Here is a 2802-nt window from a genome sequence, read left to right on the forward strand (position 1 = left end):
CCTAGCCGCTTTAGCCAGAGCCATACTAGCACGAGGTGATAACGATGATGCAAAAGCGTTGCTTGTGCGTGTGTAATTAACAAGCTCTATAATGTAGTCAATAACCGGGCTACTTAAAGTAATTTGGCTTATCTGGGATTGAATTGCCGCTAACTCTTGTTGGTTAATACGCTTAGGTAATTGGCTGTAATCTCGTTTTTGCATATTCAAAATTAAGCGTTTTTCGGCTTCTTTAGGAGGAAAACCTAAGCTAATGCGCATTAAAAATCGGTCTAATTGCGACTCAGGTAACGGGTAGGTACCTGATTGGTAAAGAGGGTTTTGTGTTGCAATCACAAAAAATGGATTTGGCAGCGTATATTTTTTTCCATCAACTGTCACTTGTTGCTCTTCCATTGCTTCAAGCAACGCACTTTGTGTTTTGGGCCCTGCGCGGTTTATTTCATCAGCTAAAACAACTTGGCTAAAAATAGGGCCTTTATGAAACGTAAAACTGTGCTCAGTAGAATTAAACACGTTAGTACCCAAAATATCAGCAGGGAGAAGATCACTGGTAAATTGTATACGCTGATACGATAAGCCTAACACAGCTGACAATGCATGAGAAAGAGTGGTTTTTCCCATGCCAGGCAAATCTTCAATGAGTAAATGCCCTTCGCTAAATAAGCATGTAAGTGCCAGTTTTATTTGTTGTTGTTTACCAAATATAACACTCGAAAGATCGTCTATAATCGCAGTAACAGTACTATGCATGCTAACCTTATTATTATTCTATTATTTCAAGACGCTTCATTACAGTGTCTACTTTTTTTGTATTAAAAGGTTTTGCAATAAAACCTTTAGCGCCCATTTCCCACGTGTTTTGTACGTTTTCGAGACTATTGTGGCCCGAACACATAACAACATGAGTGTGCGGGTAAGCACTATTAATGTATTCCAATATCTCTGCACCGTTAGAGTCTGGTAAATCTACATCTACAAATATAACGCCTGGCGGTTTATTGTCCATAATAGGTTTGGCAGAGCTAAAATCAGCACTTTCTAATATATCTTCAAACCCTAAGTCAGTTAAAATTTGGTTTAGATAATCACGAATTTCCTTAACGTCATCAATAATGAGGATGGGCTCTAGCGGGCGAACAAATTCCATATGTAGGTTACTTCTATTTTGAATACATCTAAGTGCTTTAATACTAAGCTAACCCCATCATAAGCTCAAGAACGTTACTTAAAAAACACCAATAAATAAACTGTTTATAGGTTTGCCCAACAACGTATTTTTAAAGGATTATCTGCTCTCATATCTTCTACTAACTTATATTTTCATTAATTGTAATGAACAATAATGACGTATTCATAAGAAATTCCTTAATCCAATACAACATTCCATCAAAATTTGATGTAACAAATTTGCTACTTAACTTATTGATTCAAAAATATTTACATATGAATTCGATTTTTTGTAAACGTTTTGTAATAAAAAATCGTTGACCTTCTAAATTCATTCTGTGATTATGCTCAGCAGACGGGCTTATGCTCACAAGTGCAGTTTCATTAACCACTTAATGTTTTGCTCAGTCAGCCTCATCTATACACACTGAATTAATACCAATTTCATTAAATGAAAATGCAATTTAATAAAGTTGGCATCACACACCACACTAAATAAAGAGCTTATTATGTTGAATAATAAAAAGACTAAATTTGCAATTTCTCTCATAGCGGCAGCTATGGCTACATCGGCTCCAGCACAGGCTGATATTTCTGAATATTTAGATCGCGTTGACGTAGACTTTTTACTAATGCAAAACTTTCAGTCAATTCAGGCTAAAGATGGTGCATTTCGTCCAGAAGATGAAGAACAAGAATCAGGATTTGGCCGTATTAGAGCTAATCTAATGCTTAAATTTCATATTAACGAGTTCATCACTGCCGATATAGATATTGCAGAAGAGCCTAATGACTTTGGTGGCGAAGATCGTGACTTTTCATTTCACAACGATTTTGCAGGTGTTGAATTTGACTTACTAGGTCTATATGGCACACCAAAAGAAAACGCAAATTTAACACTGCGTTTGGGTAATATTGGTGGCTCACCATTTCAATTTAAAGGCTTTCAAGACGGCGCAGATAACCAAAGTAATGCACTTATTGGTAATGGTATTACCGATTACGCAACCGCAGAAAACGGCGCACAGCTAAGTTACAGCGAAACTTTCGATAGTGGTGTAGTACGTGCTTATAATGTTACAGGTCACATTACGACTTCAAGTTTCGGTGAAGCATTTCAAGAAGACAGAGGTTATAACTACCGACTTCAAGGTACTCTAGAATTTGAAGGTGGCTTTAAAGCAGGCTTAAACTTATTAAAAGCGAATCAGGGCGACCAGTTACGTTTTGAAAATGGCGTAGCAAGTCTTGATGGTGTAACCACAACAAACTATCGCTTTGGCGATGGTGAAAACTATAATTTCTCAGCGTCACCTTCAAACGAGCGTGACACTCACGTTGGCGCAATGCCAGGGCTTGAGCAATCAATCATCCAGCTTAACTTAGCTTATCAACCATCTGACGAAACTAGCTTAATTTTTATGGTTGGTAAATCGTCTGATGATTACACATTTGCAGATGCCGCTGGTAATGCAGTTGCCGGTATTACCTACTTTGGTACAAACGGCATAGCTGATGAAAATGGCACTACTTTTGATTCAAACAGTGTAATAGAAGGCGACTCATCGGTTGAGTACTTCGTGTTTGAAGCACAACAATATCTAATCCCTAAAAAGCTATATGTAGCGGCTC

At 37.5% G+C, this 2802-nt stretch carries 3 protein-coding genes; 1 reads left to right on the forward strand and 2 read right to left on the reverse strand.

Annotated features, from left to right (window positions below):
* Both L652_RS0101850 and L652_RS0101855 read right to left on the reverse strand, forming a co-directional pair.
* Window positions 1-753 (reverse strand): AAA family ATPase (locus L652_RS0101850; protein WP_024594931.1); only part of this gene is annotated, 753 nt, incomplete at its 3' end.
* 13 nt (window positions 754-766) lie between these two features.
* On the reverse strand, window positions 767-1150 hold the full coding sequence (locus tag L652_RS0101855) for a response regulator (RefSeq protein WP_002960883.1): 384 nt from the start codon (window positions 1148-1150) through the stop codon (window positions 767-769).
* Between the two features lie 529 nt (window positions 1151-1679).
* Between L652_RS0101855 and L652_RS0101860 the strand changes: the two genes are divergently transcribed.
* Window positions 1680-2802: hypothetical protein (locus L652_RS0101860; RefSeq protein ID WP_024594932.1), on the forward strand; the 1123-nt coding region annotated here is incomplete at its 3' end.

This window comes from Pseudoalteromonas sp. TB25 (assembly GCF_000497995.1).
GTDB classification, from domain to species: Bacteria; Pseudomonadota; Gammaproteobacteria; order Enterobacterales; family Alteromonadaceae; genus Pseudoalteromonas; species Pseudoalteromonas distincta.

What these genes read in the sequence shown, in the direction of transcription:
- L652_RS0101855 (WP_002960883.1), bottom strand. Translation starts at nt 1,150, where the DNA reads ATGGAATTTGTTCGCCCGCTAGAGCCCATCCTCATTATTGATGACGTT.